Origin of the sequence: Bacillus sp. m3-13, from assembly GCF_000175075.1 — a bacterium.
Taxonomy (GTDB): domain Bacteria; phylum Bacillota; class Bacilli; order Bacillales; family Bacillaceae_I; genus Sutcliffiella_A; species Sutcliffiella_A horikoshii_C.
The window spans coordinates 386,805-406,143 of the sequence record NZ_ACPC01000019.1; the positions used below are offsets into that span (position 1 = coordinate 386,805).

General features: G+C 41.4%; 14 protein-coding genes, 1 tRNA gene, 4 pseudogenes and 1 riboswitch. Of the genes and pseudogenes, 17 read left to right on the forward strand and 2 right to left on the reverse strand.

The annotated features are described in order from the left end of the window. Window positions 1–25: 25 nt before the first annotated feature. A riboswitch (Lysine riboswitch) is annotated at window positions 26–212 on the forward strand. Window positions 213–364: 152 nt separating this feature from the next. Beyond that, a complete protein-coding gene (locus M313_RS0112505; protein WP_010195752.1) occupies window positions 365–1,606 on the forward strand; it encodes an aspartate kinase in 1,242 nt (413 codons plus the stop codon). Window positions 1,607–1,897: 291 nt separating this feature from the next. On the opposite strand, the gene M313_RS0112510 is transcribed toward M313_RS0112505, so the two are convergent. Then, the gene (locus M313_RS0112510) at window positions 1,898–2,329 is read right to left on the reverse strand and encodes a YslB family protein (RefSeq protein WP_010195754.1); all 432 of its coding nucleotides are present in this window, start codon (window positions 2,327–2,329) and stop codon (window positions 1,898–1,900) included. A 352-nt stretch (window positions 2,330–2,681) separates the two neighbouring features. Between M313_RS0112510 and M313_RS0112515 the strand changes: the two genes are divergently transcribed. From M313_RS0112515 to clpX, 15 genes and pseudogenes are all read left to right on the forward strand, one after another. Continuing rightward, window positions 2,682–3,290 (forward strand): succinate dehydrogenase cytochrome b558 subunit, encoded by a 609-nt coding sequence (locus tag M313_RS0112515; RefSeq protein WP_010195756.1) that lies wholly within the window; start codon window positions 2,682–2,684, stop codon window positions 3,288–3,290. Between the two features lie 28 nt (window positions 3,291–3,318). Beyond that, the gene (sdhA, locus tag M313_RS0112520; RefSeq protein ID WP_010195757.1) at window positions 3,319–5,079 is read left to right on the forward strand and encodes a succinate dehydrogenase flavoprotein subunit; all 1,761 of its coding nucleotides are present in this window, start codon (window positions 3,319–3,321) and stop codon (window positions 5,077–5,079) included. Then, window positions 5,079–5,843: a succinate dehydrogenase iron-sulfur subunit gene (gene sdhB / locus M313_RS0112525; RefSeq protein ID WP_010195759.1), complete on the forward strand. Its 765-nt coding sequence runs from the start codon at window positions 5,079–5,081 to the stop codon at window positions 5,841–5,843. The genes sdhA and sdhB overlap by 1 nt, the downstream gene beginning before the upstream one ends. A gap of 425 nt (window positions 5,844–6,268) precedes the next feature. Then, window positions 6,269–6,734: pseudogene (locus M313_RS23495) on the forward strand (acyl-CoA thioesterase). Between the two features lie 117 nt (window positions 6,735–6,851). Further along, a pseudogene (gerE, locus tag M313_RS0112535) lies at window positions 6,852–7,077 on the forward strand (spore germination transcription factor GerE). A gap of 218 nt (window positions 7,078–7,295) precedes the next feature. After that, window positions 7,296–7,752, forward strand: a pseudogene (locus M313_RS23500) (MarR family winged helix-turn-helix transcriptional regulator). Between the two features lie 9 nt (window positions 7,753–7,761). Then, the gene (gene racE, locus M313_RS0112545; RefSeq protein WP_010195782.1) at window positions 7,762–8,571 is read left to right on the forward strand and encodes a glutamate racemase; all 810 of its coding nucleotides are present in this window, start codon (window positions 7,762–7,764) and stop codon (window positions 8,569–8,571) included. A 140-nt stretch (window positions 8,572–8,711) separates the two neighbouring features. Then, entirely contained in the window at window positions 8,712–9,797 is a 1,086-nt protein-coding gene (locus M313_RS0112550) for a GerMN domain-containing protein (protein WP_010195783.1), read from the forward strand. Between the two features lie 95 nt (window positions 9,798–9,892). Beyond that, a complete protein-coding gene (gene rph / locus M313_RS0112555; protein ID WP_010195784.1) occupies window positions 9,893–10,654 on the forward strand; it encodes a ribonuclease PH in 762 nt (253 codons plus the stop codon). 1 nt (window position 10,655) lies between these two features. Further along, window positions 10,656–11,258 (forward strand): XTP/dITP diphosphatase, encoded by a 603-nt coding sequence (locus tag M313_RS0112560; protein WP_029326487.1) that lies wholly within the window; start codon window positions 10,656–10,658, stop codon window positions 11,256–11,258. Window positions 11,259–11,268: 10 nt separating this feature from the next. Next, complete coding sequence (locus tag M313_RS0112565; protein ID WP_010195786.1) at window positions 11,269–11,772, forward strand: metallophosphoesterase; 504 nt, start codon at window positions 11,269–11,271, stop codon at window positions 11,770–11,772. A 172-nt stretch (window positions 11,773–11,944) separates the two neighbouring features. After that, window positions 11,945–12,021: transfer RNA gene (locus tag M313_RS0112570), tRNA-Arg, on the forward strand. Between the two features lie 566 nt (window positions 12,022–12,587). After that, window positions 12,588–13,592 carry a tetratricopeptide repeat protein gene (locus M313_RS0112575; RefSeq protein ID WP_010195791.1) on the forward strand — a complete coding sequence of 335 codons (1,005 nt, stop codon included), beginning with the start codon at window positions 12,588–12,590 and terminating at the stop codon, window positions 13,590–13,592. Between the two features lie 219 nt (window positions 13,593–13,811). Beyond that, window positions 13,812–15,098 (forward strand): trigger factor, encoded by a 1,287-nt coding sequence (gene tig, locus M313_RS0112580; RefSeq protein WP_010195792.1) that lies wholly within the window; start codon window positions 13,812–13,814, stop codon window positions 15,096–15,098. Window positions 15,099–15,404: 306 nt separating this feature from the next. Continuing rightward, entirely contained in the window at window positions 15,405–16,673 is a 1,269-nt protein-coding gene (gene clpX / locus M313_RS0112585) for an ATP-dependent protease ATP-binding subunit ClpX (protein ID WP_010195793.1), read from the forward strand. A 52-nt stretch (window positions 16,674–16,725) separates the two neighbouring features. On the opposite strand, the gene M313_RS0112590 is transcribed toward clpX, so the two are convergent. Further along, window positions 16,726–17,295 (reverse strand): tubby C-terminal domain-like protein, encoded by a 570-nt coding sequence (locus M313_RS0112590; RefSeq protein ID WP_010195794.1) that lies wholly within the window; start codon window positions 17,293–17,295, stop codon window positions 16,726–16,728. Window positions 17,296–17,489: 194 nt separating this feature from the next. Between M313_RS0112590 and lonB the strand changes: the two are divergent. Continuing rightward, a pseudogene (lonB, locus tag M313_RS23505) lies at window positions 17,490–19,176 on the forward strand (ATP-dependent protease LonB). Window positions 19,177–19,339: the final 163 nt, after the last annotated feature.

Below are 19,339 nucleotides of genomic sequence, written 5' to 3' on the forward strand. Positions count from 1 at the left end.
ATAATGTGCCACTTCAAATCGATGAAGTGATGATAGAGGTGCGAACTTCAAAAGTATGTAATCGGAGAAGAAAGAGCTTCCGAGATGATTACGGAAAGGGGAGGATCGCCGAAGTAAAAAAAAGTCTCTTTTTCTTTTTTTTACTGGTTCTGCGTTTAAGAAATGTAGGACTGTCAGGTTGTCTTTGTGCTGCCTGGAGAGCTATCTCACCGCGTGAACGGATTCTTTATTTTACCAATCACAGCAATGAGACATTAGCTCATTGCTGTTTTTTTATATCCCAAAAAAGCTGCCATGGCTAAATGCGTACTGAGAACTATCTAACATTATGATGAGACTAATCAATGAAAAAGGAATGGTGCACATGTCAACGATTGTTGTACAGAAATTCGGAGGAACATCAGTGGGCTCGGTTGAACGAATTCAGCACGTTGCAAGTCGAGTCATCAGTGAAGTGGAAAACGGAAACAAAGTGGTTGTCGTCGTATCAGCAATGGGTAAAACAACAGACGAATTGCTAACATTAGCAAATGCAATTAACCCCCATCCAAGCAAGCGCGACATGGATATGCTTTTAACAACAGGCGAACAAATCACCATCTCCCTATTGGCGATGGCATTGCAAGTTAGAGGCCATGAAGCAGTATCCTTAACAGGCTGGCAGGCAGGAATCCGCACAGAGCCTGTACACGGGAACGCAAGAATTACGCATATTGAAACAGATTTGTTAAAAAGTTATTTGGATGCCGGTAAGATTGTCATTGTTGCGGGCTTCCAAGGAATAACTGCTAATAACGAGATCACTACACTAGGCCGAGGCGGTTCGGATACAACAGCGGTTGCATTGGCTGCTGCTTTGAAGGCGGAGAAGTGTGATATTTATACAGATGTGACGGGAGTATTCACAACAGACCCTCGTTATGTAAAAGGGGCAAGAAAGCTTGCGGCAATTGCTTATGATGAAATGCTGGAACTGGCAAACTTAGGGGCAGGTGTACTTCACCCGCGTGCGGTCGAGTTTGCAAAAAATTATGGCGTGCAACTGGTTGTACGATCCAGTATGGAAGAGGAAGAAGGAACGATCATTGAGGAGGAAGTTTCCATGGAAAAAAATCTAGTTGTCAGAGGAATAGCATTCGAAGACCAAATCACCCGTATTACCGTATGTGGCTTGCCAAATGAACTACATACATTATCCACCATCTTTACAACATTAGCTCAGCACAGTTTGAATGTGGACATTATCATTCAAACGAGCATGGATAAAGATACAACAAATATTTCGTTCTCTGTTAAAACAGTGGACGTAAAAGAAACGATTGAAGTGTTAGAGCAGCATCAAGGCCGTTTAGGTTTCACGGGTATCGAGCAGGAGAGCGGCTTGGCGAAGGTTTCCATCGTTGGTTCTGGTATGGTTTCCAATCCCGGGGTCGCAGCGGAAATGTTCCAAGTTCTTGCTACAGAAGGCATTCATGTCAAAATGGTCAGCACATCAGAGATCAAAGTTTCTACTGTTGTTGATGTTGCTGAGATGGTTCGAGCTGTAGAGGCACTTCATGTGGCATTTAAGCTTGGTGAAGAGTCTGTTGAGAGAGTATTAAGCTAAAAGAATAGTAGTTTTTGTTTGTGGAGTGCCCTTTTCCTGTGGAGAGGGTGCTTTTTTGTTGTTGGAGGACGTGCTGCGGGGGATTTACTGTCCGTAAAATAGAAATCCGAGCCAAACGGAGCAAAATACGAGCCAAACTCACCCAAATACTGTCCGAAAAATAAAAAATACATGCCGTTCGACAAGGAACGACATGTTCTATTAAATTGCCACCCGTAAGGCAGTATAACCCAAAACCCAGCAACTAAACTAAACTAGCTCAGGCTAACCACCCTGGAGGCAGCAACACCATTACTTATCCCACTGCACTGTAATCAATATTTCTTTTTTCTTTTTCTGTTCTTCAATCGCTTCCGCAGTTTTGCCTTTTAGACGTTGGATCTGTTCAGCAAGAAATCCTGCTTCAAGCTGGAAAGTCGCGTCTTTATTCAAGTCAAGGCGGCGCGTCACCATTTCCCCGCGGATCACGTACTTTACTTCATGCTTGTTCTGTTCCAATAGCTCAAGTTCTCCCCAGCCTGCTTCTTTAAAAAATTGGCCGATTCCCTCTTGAGTATCAATGGTAAACTTGCGTGCAAGCTGCTTTCCTGCCCAATAGATGACCTGGGTATGATCTTTCCCCAATAGGTCAGGTAGGAGCATATCGCGAATCAGTTCGTACCCGAAGATAGGGACTTGAATTTGTGTGTCCATCACTTGTTGTTGGTTGTTCGATTCAGTCATTTAGTTCCCCTCTTTCTCTCTGTTCATTATATACCATCCTATCGGGTTAATAAATGAAACGTATGGAGTATTTTATTCTATTAATATATTTTTATATTTTTCTGAAAATTATTCAATGGTAAAAGTATTTTTAAAAGTACAATTTTTGGTCGCGTTTTCTTGACGCTACACATATAGGGGAGTAAAATAAATATGTCACATATTTGTCGATATATCTGTAAAGGCTTTCATTATATTGAAAGTTTAAAAAACGAGATGGAGAGTTCAATGATTTTTTACTATAATAGATAGTGAAAAGCAGAACTTACAAAACATCTAATCTATTTTCTTACTTGAAAAAGGGGGTTAAGTGATGGCAACTGAACGTGAATTTTTACTTCGTAGGCTCCACTCGTTACTAGGAGTCATTCCTGTGGGTCTTTTCTTGGTTCAGCATTTGGTGATCAACCACTTTGCGACAAAAGGGCCAGAATCATTCAACAAAGCGGCACATTTTATGGAAAGCTTGCCGTTCCGTTATGCACTAGAAATTTTTGTAATCTTTCTTCCAATCTTATTCCACGCTATCTACGGCTTATATATTGCTTTTACAGCAAAGAACAATGTAAGCAAGTATGGATTTGTTCGTAACTGGATGTTTATGCTTCAGCGCTTTACAGGAATCGTTACATTAATTTTTATCGTATGGCATGTATGGGAAACGAGAATCGCAGCTGCACTTGGTGCGAAAGTTAACTACAACATGATGGCAGACATCCTGTCCAGTCCGTTCATGTTCTGGTTCTACATTGTTGGGGTAATTGCAACAATCTTCCACTTTGCAAATGGACTTTGGTCTTTCTGTGTAAGCTGGGGAATTACAGTAACTCCTCGTTCTCAACTTATTGCAACCTACGTAACAATCGGGATTTTCTTTGCATTATCTTTCGTAGGGGTACGTGCAATTCTAGCATTCGTCTAAACAGCAACTATTAAGGAGTGAGTTACATATGAGTAAAAAAGTAATCGTGGTCGGCGGTGGACTTGCGGGATTGATGGCAACCATCAAAGTCGCTGAAGCCGGTGTACCAGTTGATCTATTTTCATTAGTACCAGTTAAACGTTCTCACTCAGTTTGTGCCCAGGGTGGAATTAACGGGGCAGTAAACACTAAAGGAGAAGGGGATTCTCCATGGGAACACTTTGACGATTCCGTATACGGGGGAGATTTCCTAGCGAATCAACCTCCTGTAAAAGCGATGTGTGAAGCGGCACCAGGAATCATCCATCTATTGGACCGTATGGGAGTTATGTTCAACCGTACTCCTGAGGGATTACTAGACTTCCGTCGCTTTGGTGGAACACAGCATCACCGTACAGCATTTGCTGGAGCAACAACAGGTCAGCAGTTACTATACGCACTAGACGAGCAAGTTCGTCGTCACGAAGTATCCGGTCTTGTTACAAAATATGAAGGCTGGGAATTCTTGGGTTCTGTTATCGATGACGATGGCGTTTGCCGCGGAGTTGTCGCACAAAACCTTACAAGCATGGAGATCGTATCATTCCCAGCAGATGCTGTAATCATGGCAACTGGAGGACCTGGTATCATTTTCGGTAAATCAACAAACTCTGTGATCAACACAGGTTCTGCAGCATCGATTGTGTATCAGCAAGGTGCTTATTATGCAAACGGTGAGTTCATTCAGATTCACCCGACAGCCATTCCTGGAGATGACAAGCTTCGTCTAATGAGTGAGTCAGCTCGTGGAGAAGGCGGACGTGTTTGGACATATAAAGACGGTAAACCTTGGTACTTCCTTGAGGAAAAATACCCAGCTTACGGTAACCTTGTACCGCGTGACATCGCAACACGTGAAATCTTCGATGTGTGTGTAAACCAGAAGCTTGGTGTTAACGGTGAAAACATGGTGTACCTGGATCTTTCTCATAAAGATCCGAAAGAATTGGATGTCAAACTTGGCGGTATCATTGAAATCTATGAAAAATTCATGGGTGACGATCCACGCAAAGTACCAATGAAAATCTTCCCTGCTGTTCACTATTCCATGGGCGGAATCTGGGTCGATTATGACCAAATGACAAACATCCCTGGATTATTTGCTGCAGGTGAATGTGATTATTCTCAGCATGGTGCAAACCGTCTTGGAGCGAACTCCTTACTATCTGCAATCTACGGTGGTATGGTAGCTGGTCCAAAAGCGGTAGAATACATGAATGGATTAGAAAAATCCACCGATTCCCTATCCACTTCTCTTTTCGATCGCTATGTAAAAGAAGAAGAAGCAAAGTGGAACAAAATCATGACAATGAACGGCACAGAGAATGCGTATGTGCTTCATAAAGAGCTTGGAGAGTGGATGACAGACAACGTAACAGTTGTTCGTTACAACGACAAGCTGAAGCAAACGGATGAAAAAATTCAAGAACTTCTTGAGCGTTATGATAATATCAACATCCACGATACGGCAAAATGGAGCAACCAAGGAGCGGCGTTCACTCGTCAGCTGCAACATATGCTTCAATTGGCTCGTGTTATCACAATTGGTGCATACAACCGTAATGAGAGTCGTGGAGCGCATTACAAACCGGACTTCCCAGAGCGTAATGACGAGGAATTCTTAAAAACAACAATGGCGAAATTCACAGGTCCTAAATCTGCACCTGAGTTCCATTACGAAGAGGTAGATGTAAGCTTGATTCCACCGCGTAAGCGTGACTACTCTAAGAAAAAAGGGGGTAAAGAATGATGGCTGAACAAACTAAAACTGTAACGTTTAAAGTGAAGCGTCAAGATGGTCCCGAGGGAACCCCTTACTATGAAACTTTTGAATTGGCATACCGCCCGAACATGAACGTAATCTCTGCGCTTATGGAAGTTCGTCGTAACCCCGTCAATAAAGATGGAAAAGAGACGACTCCTGTAAACTGGGATATGAACTGTTTGGAAGAAGTATGTGGAGCATGTTCAATGGTCATCAATGGCAAGCCGCGTCAATCCTGTACAGCGCTTGTGGACCAATTGGAGCAACCAATCGTACTTGAGCCGATGAGCACATTCCCTGTTGTTCGCGACCTACAAGTGGATAGAAGCCGCATGTTCGATTCCTTGAAAAAGGTAAAAGCATGGATTCCAATCGATGGCACATACGATCTTGGACCTGGTCCTCGTATGCCGGAGAAAAAACGCCAATGGGCATATGAGCTTTCCAAATGTATGACATGTGGGGTTTGCTTGGAAGCTTGCCCGAACGTAAACAGCAAGTCCGAGTTCATCGGTCCTGCACCACTTTCCCAAGTGCGTCTATTCAACGCGCATCCAACTGGGGAAATGAACAAGTCTGAGCGTCTTGAAGCAATCATGGGAGATGGAGGCCTTGCAAACTGCGGTAACTCACAGAACTGTGTGCAGTCTTGCCCGAAAGGTATCCCACTTACTACTTCAATCGCTGCGCTTAACCGCGACACGACGGTTCAAATGTTCAGAAACTTCTTTGGTTCCGACCAAGCTTAAAACAACCAACAGAACGCCTCTTTGCAAAAGGGGCGTTTTTTTACAAAACTATATGTCTAAAAATTCAGAATGATTTAAAGGACAGTTGATTTCCGTTCCAGGCGCTTCGCTTTTCTGCGGGCGGTCCGGGAGCCTCCTCGGCAAGCCTGCGGGGTCTCCCCTGTCCCTTCCTCCCGCGGAAGTCTGCGCGCCTTCCACTACAATCAACTAGGTTGTTTCTTTCAATTTTTATAATACTAAAGCAGTTCCCCCTTTTGACTGAAGTGCAAGGTGTGAGACTCCAGCGGGGGAGTAACGGTAGGTTGAGACCCCGCAACGAAGTGAGGAGGCTCAAGCATCGTCCCGCGGAAAGCGAACATCTGGAACGAAAAGAAACAGGGAGTTATACCGAACATCAATATTTTTAATTAGAGGAGGAACAGGTTATGAAAAAACTAGCTTATATAGAAGATTTGCAACAATGGATGAATGAGTTCTCATTCAGTCATGGAGTGAGAGTGAGATTCTCCGAAACTGATATGTTTGGTCACCTTAACAACACCATACCGTTTGTCTATTTCGAGGAAGCTAGAATTGAATTTTTTAAAAAGTCTCGGCTTTATGCAAGACTGGACGCAGGCAGGAAGTAATACCATTCCAGTCGTAGCCGATCTGCAATGCGATTTCCTGCAGCAGGTTTATTTTGGAGAAGAGCTTGAAGTATCCGTAAAAGCACAGCAAGTAGGAACATCTTCTGTTGATCTGCATTACTTAGGTAGAAAGGGGAATGGAGAGCCTTGTTTTGTCGGAAGAGGACGTATGGTACAACTCAATAAGCACACTGGAAAAGGGGAAGCATGGAGTGAAGAACAACGAAATCTCTTTCTTTCCCGAGAAACATTGAAAAAATAATATAAAATACGAATAAATACATGTAACTCCCGCCCTCCTTCTAACATATTATACCATGACTAAATATATACCCATCCGCTAGTTCAGCTCTGGCTAAGGCAAGGAGGGTTACAATTATTGAAGGAGAAAGAGTTTCAAACCAAAGCCATTGCTTACCAAAAGAGAAAGAGAAGTATTTGAGCTGTTAGTTCAGGATAAGACAACCAAAGAGATTGCTGGTGAGTTGTTTATCAGTGAAAAGACAGTTCGGAACCACATTTCAAATGCTATGCAAAAGCTGGGAGTAAAGGGGCGTTCCCAAGCAGTTGTCGAGCTTCTTCGCATGGGAGAATTAGAGCTTTAAACTTAAACTGCCGACTATCTTCTGACCAAACAGTTAAGAGTGGTAGTCGGTTATTTACCTTTGAATAAACCCAAGTATTTCTATGTGGGTAAATATGTTTATAAGCCTTTACATCTTGCATTTTTATATGAAAACATAAGAAAATAAACATACTAGACACAGACTACATGACATCTATGTTCAGATAAAAAAGAAAAAGGGAAGAAAGAGGGTCGAGAATGACGAATCAGAATGAAGCAGTATTGCAGGATCCACAATTGGTAGCAGATATTGAGAAATCGTTAAGATACATAGCGACTTTAGTAAAACAAGAAGGGTCGCGAAATTTTAAGCAATTACACCATTACTCCTCCGCAATTTGTTGCACTGCAATGGCTTCTTGAAGGTGGAGATATGACAATCGGTGAATTGTCCACAAAAATGTATTTAGCTTGCAGTACGACCACAGATCTTGTGGACCGTATGGAAAAGAATGAATTGGTTCAACGTGTAAAGGATCCTAACGACCGCCGTGTTGTGCGCATTCACCTTTTAGAAGAAGGAGAGCGTATCATTGCAGAAGTGGTAAAAAAACGTCAGGACTATTTGCAAAACATACTAAAGAACTATTCCAAAGATGAAATTTTCATGTTAGAAAAGTGTTTAGCACGATTACATCTAGAAATGAAAGAATGAGGGATTTAGTTGCAAAGACCAATTGGAGTTATTGATTCTGGTGTTGGCGGGTTGACCGTTGCGAAGGAAATTATGCGTCAGTTGCCAAAAGAGCGCATTATTTACTTAGGAGATACAGCGCGTTGCCCATATGGACCTAGGCCTGTTGATGAAGTTCGTCTCTATACATGGGAGATGACAAGGTATTTATTGACGCATGATATAAAAATGCTTGTTATCGCCTGTAACACAGCAACGGCTGTCGTGTTGGATGAGATACGGGAGCAGTTGGACATCCCTGTAATAGGAGTAGTGGACCCCGGGGCCAGAACGGCCTTGAAGGTTACTTCCAATTATCAGGTTGGTGTCATTGGGACTGTAGGGACCATCAACAGTGGTGCATATGCCAATGCATTGAAATCCATTAACAATGAAGTAAAGGTAGAAAGCTTGGCGTGTCCAAACTTTGTTCCATTAGTGGAAAGTGGCGAATTTGAAGGAGAGCGTGCGAAAGAAATAGTGGAAGATACCCTTCACCTATTTAAAGGGTCGAAAATAGACACACTAATTCTTGGCTGCACGCATTATCCGCTGTTAACCCCTACGATTCAGGCGGTTATGGGGGATGGCATTCAATTGATCAGTTCTGGTGATGAAACAGCTCGCGAAGTAAGTACTATCCTTAACTTCAAAAAACTATTGAATAAAAAACAGCGTACAGAAAACCATCAATTTTACACAACAGGTTCCAAAGAGCTTTTTGAAAAGATAGCAAGCAAGCTTTTTGAACAACCTATTGAAAATGTACAGACGATTGTGTTGGATCCGATTGGGATATAAGAAATAAGGAAACAGGACGGATGCTTTCCGCCCTGTTTTTTTGCGTTCATTTTGTGGGACAAAACTTTTTCCAAAGCTCGGTCTATTTTTGGGAATAGCTCGTATACATAGTAGTACAAACCGTCTTAGGAGGGAAACCTATGTCTCATAAAAAAGTAAAATTGACTGCTGCTGCCGTGCTTGCTTCTTCTGTATTGTTATCTGGATGCGGATTATTTGGAGGTGACGAGCAAGCGGGCAAAGAAGAGGATATTCCGCAAGATGTATCATATGTAGATGATGCTGCAAGTGAAACTGGTGCAGAAACGGATACAACAGGTGAAGAAACGGATGGGGAAGAAGCAGCAGTTACAGAAAATGTACAAAGAGAATTATACTTAATTGATAGTAATGGATACGTTGTTTCGCAAACCTTAGAACTTCCAAGAACAGATGAAGTAGCGAAACAAGCTTTAGAATACTTAGTTGCCGGAGGTCCGGTGGATGATTTGCTTCCAAACGGTTTTAGAGCCGTTCTGCCGGCTGGTACGGAAGTGGACGTAAACCTTAAAGAGGATGGGACGATTGTCGCTGACTTCTCGAAAGAATTTGCTAATTATGATAAAGCAGATGAAGAAAGAATCCTTCAAGCCATCACTTGGACACTGACCCAGTTTGAAAATGTGGAAAAGGTGCAAATCATGGTCAACGGGCATGAGCAAACAGTAATGCCAGTCAATCAAACGCCGATTGGCGATGGTGTGAGCAGAGCAAATGGAATCAATTTTAATACTGCTGAAGCGGTAGATCTAATGAATTCCCGTGCTGTTACATTGTACTTTATGGCAGAAAGCAGTAACGGAGACCCTTACTATGTCCCTGTTACCTCACGTTTAAATTTGGAAGGGAAAGATAAGTTTTCCGCAATTGTAGACGCGCTGATCAATGGTCCTTCCCATACTTCCGGTTTAACCAATGATTTGTCAAATGAAGTGGCCCTTCTGGATGAGCCGGTACTGGCCGATGGAAATCTGGTATTGAACTTCAATGAGGCTATCCTTGGCCTTGAAGGAAGAATTGTATCAAAATCCATTGTTGATTCACTGGTTTTGACATTAACTGAACAAACAGGGGTTGAAAGCATTGCGATTACGGTTGATGGGGAAGGCGATTTGATGGCAACGGATGGAACAAACATTTCTGAGCCTGTCGTACGCCCTGAAAAAGTAAACACAGGCAGGTTTTAACGTCTGAATTTTGTTATACTAAGGGAAGAATGATTAGAAGAGGTGCTATGCTGCCTCTTCTTTATTTTTATTGGAGATAAAAGGAGCTAGTAAGAATGTCAAGAACAGATGGTAGAGAGCAAAATCAATTAAGAGAGATTGAAATCATTACGGACTACATTACACATCCTGAAGGATCGGTATTAATTAGTGTTGGCAACACGAAAGTAATTTGTTCTGCCACGATAGAAGACAGAGTCCCCCCTTTTATGCGCGGTGGAGGAAAAGGATGGATCACTGCAGAGTATTCTATGCTTCCACGGGCAACCGAAAAAAGAACCATGCGGGAGTCCACGAAGGGCAAAGTCACCGGCAGAACAATGGAAATCCAGCGGTTAATCGGTCGAGCTCTCCGTTCGGTTGTAGAGCTGGATAAAATAGGCGAAAAAACAATTTGGATCGACTGTGATGTCATTCAGGCGGACGGGGGTACAAGAACGGCGTCTATCACCGGAGCTTTTGTGGCGATGGTTCTAGCTTTTCAAAAACTAGTAGAAGCAAAGAGAATAGCAAGTCTCCCTGTAACGGATTTTTTAGCAGCGACATCCGTTGGCGTGATGAAAGACGGCCAAGCCTTGCTTGATTTAAACTACATAGAAGATTCCACTGCCCAAGTGGATATGAACGTCATCATGACCGGCTCGTTGGATCTCGTGGAACTGCAGGGAACCGGAGAAGAATCAACTTTTACAAGAAAGCAGCTTAATGAACTGTTGGACATGGCTGAAGAAGGTATTTTACATTTAGTAGAAGTGCAAAAGAAAGCGTTGGGACCATTGGGAGAAAGTATCAATGCTCGTGGAAAAGGAGAAAATTAAGATGAAGGAAATAATTATTGCGACCAATAACCCTGGAAAGGTAAAGGATTTTAAAGTGATTTTGGAACCAAAAGGATTCCAAGTGAAATCTCTTGCTGATTTTCCTGAAATACATGACGTAGAGGAAACAGGTACAACTTTTGAAAAAAATGCATTGTTGAAGGCAGAGGCAGTGTCAGCCCACCTTGGGAAGATTGTGCTCGCTGATGATTCTGGCCTGGAGGTAGATGCATTAAATGGTGAACCGGGTGTGTACTCTGCACGTTATGCGGGTATGGAAAAGGATGATAGAAAAAATATTCAAAAGGTACTTGATGGATTAAAGGGCGTTCCGGATGAAAAGCGTACGGCACGGTTTGTATGTGTCCTTGCGGTAGTGGATCCTGAAGGAGAAAAGTTTACTGTTCGCGGGACATGTGAAGGAACCATCTCTCAAGAGCCAATAGGGGAGAATGGATTCGGCTATGATCCTATTTTCTATGTGAATGAGAAACAGCGGACAATGGCCCAACTATCTAAAGAGGAAAAAAGTGAAATCAGTCACAGAGGAAATGCCATCAGTCAATTAACCAATCAGTGGGAGATGCTCTCCCGCAAAAACTAGGAGTGGAAGCATGAAAGTTTTAATTGTTAGTGACAATCACGGACAAGCAGAGGTGCTACGGCAAATAAAGGCCCGTCATCAAGGGGAAGTGGATTTTTTCATCCATTGTGGTGATTCTGAACTTCCTTCTACAAGCGAAGAAATGAAAGGCTTTTATGGAGTAAGGGGAAACTGCGATTTTGACGATGATTATCCTCAACAATTAACCAAGGAAATTGACAACCAACGACTTTTTGCTACACACGGTCACCTTTATCAAGTGAAATCTTCTTTACTGCCATTAAAATACGCTGCTGAAGAGGAAAATGCGAATATCGCATGTTTCGGTCATTCACATATTGCAGGTGTGGAATATTTGGATGGGATCCTCTTTATCAACCCTGGAAGCATTGAACTTCCCCGTATGACACGGAATAAAACATATGCTATACTGGATGCAAAAGATTCCTGTTATTTTGTACATTACTATAATGAAAAGGGAGAAAAACTTTCTTCTCATACTTTTGAAAAGTAACAGAAGGGAGGGACTTCCCCTCCCTTTATAGAAAGAAATAAGTGAGTGAAAATTATTTGAGAAAAGTTTTTTAAAAAGTGTTGACTTTAATTTATATATCTCATATAATAAATCTTGTCGCTGATGATAATTAGTAAATATTTCTTATCGGTGAGTACATAATTTAAATTATGTCCCAGTAGCTCAGCTGGATAGAGCAACGCCCTTCTAAGGCGTGTGTCGGGGGTTCGAATCCCTCCTGGGACGCCACTTATTTAAAAACACTATGTGCATTTTTATGAACACTTCCTCTAAAAGAGTGTTGATAAAAATGATGGCATGGTGTTTTTTGTTGTATAGTTTTTATAGAGGGATTAGGAATGGTCCATGATCCCGAAGCGCCAAAGGTCAAATAGAAGCGGTCTATACGCCCGAAGCGTCGTGAAAGAAGGTCCAAAGGTCAAGTAGAAGCGGTCTATATGCCCGAAGCGCCGTGAAAGAAAGTCCAAAGGTCAAATAGAAGCGGTCTATATGCCCGAAGCGCCGTGAAAGAAAGTCCAAAGGTCAAATAGAAGCGGTCTATATGCCCGAAGCGCCGTGAAAAAAGGTCCAAAGGTCAAATAGAAGCGGTCTATATGCCCGAAGCGCCGTGAAAGAAAGTCCAAAGGTCAAATAGAAGCAGTCTATACACCCGAAGCTCTTCACTAAAAACACAAAAGGTCATATAGAACTATCTCAGCTCCGAATCTCCACCCTTTCGCTTGTGCTCCCCTCTAAACATTGATAAACTTGTTTCAAATATTTCACAACAATAAAAATAGGACGGCTACCTACATATGAAAAAAGAGAAAAAGATCGTAGAGTTCCCTAATTTAAAACAAAGACTGCTCGAAAAAGCCATGCAGACCATGAAAGAAAAAAGGTTTTCCGAGGCGTTGGAGCTTTTTGAGCAAGCCCGTGAAAATGAGTATGCCTATGCAGAAGTGGAGCTTGGCATGGTTGTTTGCTACATGGAACTTGGCCAGTTGACAGAGGCTAGAAATCGTTGCAAGAAAATGCTGCGCGAAGATATCGGCGATTATTTTCATGTGCTTCAAATATACATAACAATTCTTATCCAATTAAAGGAGTATGATGAAGTCAAAACGACCATTGAAGCAATCCTTGAAGAAGACAAGCTGCCTGCACAATATGCGCAAAATTTCTATCAGCTTTTAGAGTTTGCTAGAAAGATGCTTCCTTCAGAAGAAAACGAATCAATTGAACCAGATCACAACGACCAAGAGGATGAACTATTTTTGCTTCATGAAGGAAATGTCCAAAAACAATATGAACTTATCCAATCGTTGAAGCACCGCAACATTCGTCCGCTAATTCCTGAAATTGAAAAATACTTAAAGGATGAACTCAAGCATCCCGTTTTGAAAACCTTCCTGGTTCACCTTCTGATTGAACAAGGCTGGGACAAGGAAACAGAAGTATGTAAAATGGGTCAACGAACCATCATTGTTCCATCCAACTTAAAAAGTGGCGAAGAGGATCCTTTCTTAAATAAAATTATTTCTATACTAGAAGATACAGTGGAAAGTGATAATCCCTCTCTTTTTGAAGGCTTAAAAGAGATGTTAGTCCGAATACATACAGTTCAGTTTCCTTTGCCATTCACCCCTGATAAACCGGAAGTATGGGCTGCTGGGCTACACCATGCCGGGGTGGAATTGTTTGGTTTGGAAGCAAGCGATGAAGAGCTTGCAGCACAATACCACATTTCCACTCTCGAAGTTAAGTCAGTCACACGTGAAATCAATAAGCTTGAAGATTTTTCATATTTACGATTATGAGGCTATGTGTTGAACTCATCTGGGATTATGTTATAATGTAAGGGTTGTAAACTGTATATACGATATAGGTTCTTAGATTAACCTCTTGTAACAAGGGGTGTTTAAGACTGTGTACTTGCAGCAAAAATGTAGAAAACAACAACCACCATGTGTGGTTCATCAGAATAGATAGTGTGAAAATCATTATCTTTTTTGAAAATAGATGTTGGAGGGAAAATTATGTCTGCTAAATGGGAAAAGTTAGAAGGTAATCAAGGCGTATTAACAGTTGAAGTTGATGCGGAAACAGTTAATAAAGGTCTTGACGCAGCATTCAAAAAAGTAGTTACTAAAGTAAATGTACCAGGTTTCCGTAAAGGGAAAATGCCACGTGGAATGTTCGAACAACGTTTTGGTGTAGAATCTTTATACCAAGATGCTCTTGATATCATTCTTCCGACTGCATACTCTAACGCAGTTGTTGAAACTGGAATCGAGCCTGTTGATCAACCTGAAATCGACATCGAAACAATCGCTAAAAACGAAAAGCTTGTTTTCACTGCTAAAGTGATCGTGAAGCCTGAAGTTAAACTTGGCGAGTACAAAGGATTAGAAGTGGAGCGTCTAGACGCTAACGTTACGGACGAAGATGTAGAAGCTGATCTGAAAGGTCTTCAAGAGCGTCAAGCTGAGCTTGCTGTGAAAGAAGAAGGAACTGTAGAGAACGGCGATACTGTTGTTATGGACTTTGAAGGATTCGTTAACGGCGAAGCATTCGAAGGCGGAAAAGCAGAGAACTATTCTTTAGAAATCGGTTCTAACACGTTCATCCCAGGTTTCGAAGAGCAATTAGTAGGTCTTGCAGCTGGAGCGGAGAAAGAAGTAGAAGTTTCTTTCCCTGAAGAGTACCACGCTGAAGAGCTTGCTGGTAAGCCTGCAGTTTTCAAAGTAACTGTACACGAAATCAAAACAAAAGAACTTCCTGCACTTGACGATGAGTTCGCGAAAGATGTAGACGAAGAAGTTGAAACGCTTGAAGAGCTTAAAGCAAAAACAAAAGCTCGCCTAGAAGAAGCGAAGAAAACTGAAGCTGACAACCACCTACGCGACACGCTAGTGGACAAAGCGGCTGCTAATGCAGAAGTGGAAATCCCTGAAGCAATGGTGAAAACTGAAACAGACCGCATGGTTCGTGAATTCGAACAACGCCTTCAAATGCAAGGTATGAACATGGAGCTTTACTTCCAGTTCTCCGGTCAAGATGAAGAAGCTCTTCGTACTCAAATGAAAGAAGATGCTGAAAAGCGTGTGAAAATGAACCTTACGCTTGAAGCGATCTCTAAAGCTGAAAACATCGAAGTTACTGATGAAGAAGCAAACGAAGAAATCGAAAAAATGGCTGGCATGTACAACATGTCTGTTGACCAAATCAAGCAAGCATTAGGAAGCCTTGAAGGTCTTAAAGAAGATTTGAAAATCAGAAAAGCAATTGATTTCCTTGTAGAAAATAGCAAAGATGTTGCATAATAGAGTATAAGAGACAAGGCGCGACTTGATCGTGCCTTGTTTTGTACCATTTTGACCTTTTTAAAAGCAAAGTTTTCCGCTTTTTCCATTCATCACTGTGTTAGTAAAATGAATTCATGGATACAATAGTACGGACTCATCTTCTAAAATATCCATACATAACCAAAGTATTATTATTAGAAATGTTAGGCAAAAATGTGGTAAAATGCAGTACATAACTATTTTTTAAAAGTGATGAGTTTTTCTCATTTTTTAGGAACCAGCCGATGGATGGGAAAAGAGAGAAATGATAAGGGGTGAAACAATTTGTTTAAATTTAATGACGAAAAAGGACAATTGAAGTGTTCTTTCTGTGGAAAAACACAAGATCAAGTTCGTAAACTTGTAGCAGGTCCAGGCGTATACATATGTGATGAATGTATTGAACTTTGTACAGAAATCGTAGAAGAAGAGTTGGGTACAGAGGAAGAAGTGGAATTTAAGGACGTTCCAAAACCAAAAGAAATTCGCGATATTTTAGACGAATATGTTATCGGTCAGGAGTCTGCGAAGAAATCTTTATCTGTAGCGGTTTATAACCACTATAAGCGTATTAACTCCAACAGTAAGATTGATGATGTAGAGCTAGCGAAGAGTAATATTGCCATGATCGGACCAACTGGTAGCGGTAAAACTCTTCTTGCTCAAACACTTGCAAGAATTCTGAATGTACCATTTGCGATTGCAGATGCGACTTCCTTAACAGAAGCTGGTTATGTTGGGGAAGATGTAGAAAACATTCTATTAAAGCTGATCCAAGCTGCTGATTATGATGTGGAGAAAGCCGAAAAAGGAATCATCTACATTGATGAAATTGATAAAGTAGCGCGTAAATCTGAAAATCCGTCCATCACTCGTGATGTATCTGGTGAAGGTGTACAGCAAGCGCTATTGAAAATTCTTGAAGGTACTGTTGCAAGCGTTCCTCCTCAAGGTGGACGTAAGCACCCGCATCAAGAATTCATCCAAATTGATACAACGAACATCCTATTCATTTGCGGTGGAGCATTTGACGGAATCGAGCAAATAATCAAACGCCGTCTAGGTAAGAAGGTTATCGGTTTCGGTACTGCGGAAACGAAAGCGGACGATCTAGAGCAAAAAGAATTGCTTGGCAAAGTATTGCCGGAAGATCTACTACGTTTCGGTTTAATTCCGGAATTCATTGGTCGTCTTCCTGTAACAGCAAGCTTAATGCCACTTGATGAGGATGCGCTAATTGAAATCCTTACAAAGCCTAAGAATGCACTTGTGAAGCAATATCAAAAGATGCTTGATCTTGATAATGTGGAACTTGAGTTTGAAGAAGGTGCATTAACTGAGATTGCGAAGAAAGCAATCGAGAGAAAAACTGGTGCGCGTGGATTGAGATCTATCATTGAAGGAATTATGCTTGATGTTATGTATGAGCTTCCTTCACGTGAGGATATCAAGAAGTGTGTGATTACAGCTGAAACGGTTGCTGATAATGTTGCGCCGAAGTTGATTTTAGATGATGGGTCTGAGTTGAAACAAGACGAGAAGACTTCTGCATAAATAAAAACTACAAATAAAAAGCACTTTCCTTAAAGGGAGAGTGCTTTTTTGTTTAATCCTTTAATTGAAGATGGCATATTTGATGAAGAACTGCAATTTCTAATAAAGAGATTTGACACATTTCCTTAGATTTTATGATATAGCTTGGACTTGGGAGGGATCTAACCCTTGCGATTTCAGTTATTAATACTCCATCTTCTTTTATGTAAGTGGTTCCATCCATTAAATTTTTTTCAAGGGTGAATTGACGATTGTTTTTGTTGTATATAAACCTGCCATGGGTCTTTATTTTAGTTATATCTTGAAAAAAGTAGGTTTCTTCTTCTCCAGAATTTTTAGTATGGGTAACATCCCATTTAGGTTTAAACAAGTTTTCCTTAAATGGCCGCTCCTCTACTTTTATCGTTTCTCCATTATGTGAAACTCCAATTAAATCTTTTTTTTCAAAGAACGCTTGTACCCCTTCCGATAGAATAGGGATAGGTAGCTTGGAAACTACTTCCACCCACTTTTTTCTGTATGTTCGATTGAAAGATGCAACTTGATTTCCTTGAGAGTCAAGTATGGGTATTGGCTTAGCAGAATGTTTAAATAGTGGGAGTGTGAAGGTAAGTCCTATCATATTTTTTGCCTCCTTTTCCCTTTTTTACGAAAGAAACCCTTAAAAGGTTTCATATATTCCTTTTCTAAAATTATGTTATACCCTCCAATCTTTTCGTGTGAAGCCTATTTTATCCAAATATTTTTTGTTGGATTATTACCCAATCCCACGGAGATACTACCATATAATCACATCAAGAATGCAGGAGGGTTTCTATGTCTTTCACGGGTATAGCACTGTTTATACAGCTTTTCTTTGGGGTCATCATCGGCCTTTATTTCTGGAACCTGCTTAAAAACCAACGGACGCAAAAAGTAACCATTGATAAAGAATCAAAAAAGGAAATGGAACAACTAAGAAAGATGAGAAGTATTTCCTTATCGGAACCACTCGCAGAAAAAGTTAGACCAACAAGCTTTAAAGAAATCGTAGGACAAGAAGATGGAATCAAGGCTTTAAAAGCTGCTATTTGTGGGCCGAATCCACAACACGTCATCATTTATGGACCTCCTGGAGTAGGGAAAACTGCTGCAGCAAGACTTGTTCTGGAAGAAGCAAAAAAAGAACCCAAAGTCACCATTCAGAGGTTCTGCCGTTTTTATCGAGTTAGATGCTACAACCGCTAGATTTGATGAAAGAGGAATTGCAGATCCGTTAATTGGTTCTGTGCATGATCCGATTTATCAAGGTGCTGGAGCTATGGGGCAAGCTGGTATACCGCAACCAAAGCAAGGAGCTGTAACCCATGCGCATGGTGGAATGCTATTCATTGATGAAATTGGTGAGTTGCATTCCATTCAAATGAACAAATTACTTAAAGTGTTGGAAGACAGAAAGGTATACTTAGACAGCGCATACTATAGCGAAGAGAATAACCAGATCCCAACCCATATTCATGATATTTTCCAAAATGGACTGCCTGCAGATTTCCGTCTTGTTGGGGCAACCACAAGAACTCCAAACGAAATACCTCCCGCCATAAGATCTAGATGTATGGAAGTCTTTTTCCGTGAATTAGATCAAGAGGAGCTGGAGGCTGTGGCTAGAAATGCCGCTTCTAAAATCAATATGTTGGTCGAAGAAGAAGGTATCACCCTCCTTGCCTCTTATACAAGAAACGGACGAGAAGTGGTAAACATGATGCAGATTGCATGTGGACTGGCTATCACAGAAGACCGAGATACTGTAAAGGTGGCTGACATTGAGTGGGTGATACACTCTAGTCAATTGGCACCGAAATACGAAAACAAAATTAAAGAAGCGGCACAACCTGGACTTGTCAACGGCCTGGCGGTATTCGGTCCGAACTCTGGCGCTCTTCTTGAAATAGAAGTGACGGCGATCCCTACCGAAGAGAAAAAAGGCACTGTCAATATCACAGGTATCGTGGAAGAAGAAAGCATGGGCAACCAAGGTGGGAAATCCATTCGCAGAAAGAGTATGGCGAAAGGCTCTATTGAGAACGTTATTACTGTACTGAGAAAGCTTGGTGTACCGGCTGCTGACTTTGATATCCATGTCAATTTTCCTGGGGGGATTCCAATTGACGGACCTTCTGCAGGGATTGCAATGGCAACTGGAATCTATTCTGCTATTTTCAAAATTCCAGTCAGCAATCTTGTCGCCATGACAGGAGAAATCAGCATCCATGGAACAGTGAAACCAATTGGTGGAGTCATTCCGAAAATAAAAGCGGCAAAACAGGCTGGTGCAAAAAGGGTCATCATTCCAGCTGATAATATGCAATCGATTATAAAAGAAATTGACGGCATTGAAGTTATTCCGGTAAAAGAGTTTCAAGAGGTTCTCGATCTTACCTTACTCAGAGAAAAGATTACTGAAACAAACGTAGAAAGCATTTTAAACGCACCAATCAGCATTCCCAAAACAGAATCCATGTAAATGGTGGGCAGGCCTTGTGACGGTCTGCCTGTTTTACATACACTAAGGCTTACTTATTGCACTCAAGTCTTGAAAAAGGTAAAATTTTTACTACCGTTTCTTTATTAACGAAGGCAAACTTGTAAAAGATAATAGAACAACCCTTCTTTTGCAGGTTAATCTG

Coding starts and splice junctions, on each gene's coding strand:
- M313_RS0112575 (WP_010195791.1), top strand. CDS start 12,588: ATGAAAAAAGAGAAAAAGATCGTAGAGTTCCCTAATTTAAAACAAAGA.
- tig (WP_010195792.1), top strand. CDS start 13,812: ATGTCTGCTAAATGGGAAAAGTTAGAAGGTAATCAAGGCGTATTAACA.
- M313_RS0112590 (WP_010195794.1), bottom strand. CDS start 17,295: ATGATAGGACTTACCTTCACACTCCCACTATTTAAACATTCTGCTAAG.
- M313_RS0112515 (WP_010195756.1), top strand. CDS start 2,682: ATGGCAACTGAACGTGAATTTTTACTTCGTAGGCTCCACTCGTTACTA.
- M313_RS0112560 (WP_029326487.1), top strand. CDS start 10,656: ATGAAGGAAATAATTATTGCGACCAATAACCCTGGAAAGGTAAAGGAT.
- sdhB (WP_010195759.1), top strand. CDS start 5,079: ATGGCTGAACAAACTAAAACTGTAACGTTTAAAGTGAAGCGTCAAGAT.
- M313_RS0112565 (WP_010195786.1), top strand. CDS start 11,269: ATGAAAGTTTTAATTGTTAGTGACAATCACGGACAAGCAGAGGTGCTA.
- sdhA (WP_010195757.1), top strand. CDS start 3,319: ATGAGTAAAAAAGTAATCGTGGTCGGCGGTGGACTTGCGGGATTGATG.
- M313_RS0112550 (WP_010195783.1), top strand. CDS start 8,712: ATGTCTCATAAAAAAGTAAAATTGACTGCTGCTGCCGTGCTTGCTTCT.
- rph (WP_010195784.1), top strand. CDS start 9,893: ATGTCAAGAACAGATGGTAGAGAGCAAAATCAATTAAGAGAGATTGAA.
- M313_RS0112505 (WP_010195752.1), top strand. CDS start 365: ATGTCAACGATTGTTGTACAGAAATTCGGAGGAACATCAGTGGGCTCG.
- M313_RS0112510 (WP_010195754.1), bottom strand. CDS start 2,329: ATGACTGAATCGAACAACCAACAACAAGTGATGGACACACAAATTCAA.